1 protein-coding gene is annotated in these 1545 nt (G+C 54.2%); it reads left to right on the top strand.

Annotation, left to right across the window (positions count from 1 at the left end; genetic code table 11):
- Positions 1-302: 302 nt before the first annotated feature.
- Entirely contained in the window at positions 303-1502 is a 1200-nt protein-coding gene (tyrS, locus tag HX786_RS27235; protein WP_003210928.1) for a tyrosine--tRNA ligase, read from the top strand.
- The last annotated feature ends 43 nt before the right edge of the window (positions 1503-1545 follow it).

Below are 1545 nucleotides of genomic sequence, written 5' to 3'. Positions count from 1 at the left end.
GTGCCAGGCTCAGAAGGGCGGCGATCCCACTTGCGGCGAGCAGGTGGGTCTTCGGGTAAAGCGGCGGCGCTTTAGACGGTTCTGTGGTCATAAGTAATTTTGACTTTGAAAAGATGAATTGGAAAAGATGAATGACATGATGAAGATGAAATAACTGTATAAAATATAACCAAATCATCTGTGGTGCAAGCTTGCGAACGCTGGGCTTGCTGAACGGTGTCCGTGCGCAGGGCAAAACTTGTAATTAGTCCCTGATCTTGTATGGTTGGTTCCCTTTTGAATCTGAGCCTTGCGGGTCTGTTATGAAGTCGGTTGAAGAGCAGCTAGCGCTGATCAAACGTGGTGCGGAAGAACTGTTGGTCGAAGCTGAGCTGATCGAAAAGCTCAAGCGTGGCCAGCCCCTGCGTATTAAGGCCGGCTTTGATCCGACGGCGCCGGATCTGCACCTTGGGCATACGGTGCTTATTAATAAGCTGCGCCAGTTCCAGGAACTGGGGCATCAGGTGATCTTCCTTATAGGTGACTTCACCGGGATGATCGGCGATCCGAGCGGCAAGAGCGCTACGCGTCCGCCGCTGACCCGTGAGCAGGTTCTCGATAACGCCGAGACCTACAAGACCCAGGTCTTCAAGATTCTTGATCCGGCCAAGACCGAGGTGGCCTTCAACTCCACCTGGATGGATCAGATGGGGCCGGCGGATTTCATTCGTCTTACGTCCCAGTACACCGTTGCTCGCATGCTCGAGCGCGATGACTTCGATAAGCGCTACTCCACTAATCAGCCGATCGCTATCCATGAGTTCCTGTACCCATTGGTTCAAGGGTATGACTCGGTGGCGTTGCGTGCCGATGTCGAGCTGGGCGGTACTGATCAGAAGTTCAACCTGCTGATGGGGCGTGAGCTGCAGCGTGCGTATGGGCAAGAGGCTCAGTGCATTCTGACGATGCCGTTGCTGGAAGGGCTGGATGGCGTCAAGAAGATGTCCAAGTCCCTGGGTAACTATGTCGGTATCCAGGAAGCGCCGGGTGTGATGTACGGCAAGCTGGTTTCGATTCCGGATGCGCTGATGTGGCGTTACTTCGAACTGTTGAGTTTCCGCTCGATGGATGAGATCAATGCATTGCGTGCTGAAGTGGAAGCTGGGGCTAACCCGCGGGATGTGAAGATCAAGCTGGCTGAAGAGATTGTTGCGCGCTTCCATGGTGAAGAGGCTGCGGCCAGTGCTCACCGTGCTGCGGGTAACCGTATGAAGGATGGCGAGCTGCCGGATGATCTGCCTGAGATTGAATTGACTGCTGGCGAGGCAATGCCGATCGCTGCCGTCCTTAATAAGGCGGGCCTGGTGAAGAACTCGGCGGTGGCGCGCGACCTTCTGGGGTCTGGCGGTGTGCGTATAGATGGTGAGGTTGTCGATCGCACCTTTATATACGAGCTGGGCGCGACCCACGTTTGCCAGGCCGGCAAGAAGGCATTTGCGCGTATTACGCTTAAATCCGAATAAACCTGAAATTAACTGTTGACGGCGTTTTATATCTGTCTATAAT

Source organism: Pseudomonas sp. 21615526, from assembly GCF_013386245.1.
Classification (GTDB): Bacteria; Pseudomonadota; Gammaproteobacteria; order Pseudomonadales; family Pseudomonadaceae; genus Aquipseudomonas.
The sequence above is the reverse complement of the archived record's forward strand: the minus strand, read 5'-3'. Positions and strand labels throughout refer to the sequence as shown.

Excerpts from the sequence above, each read along its gene's own strand:
- tyrS (WP_003210928.1), top strand. The coding sequence starts at position 303 with ATGAAGTCGGTTGAAGAGCAGCTAGCGCTGATCAAACGTGGTGCGGAA.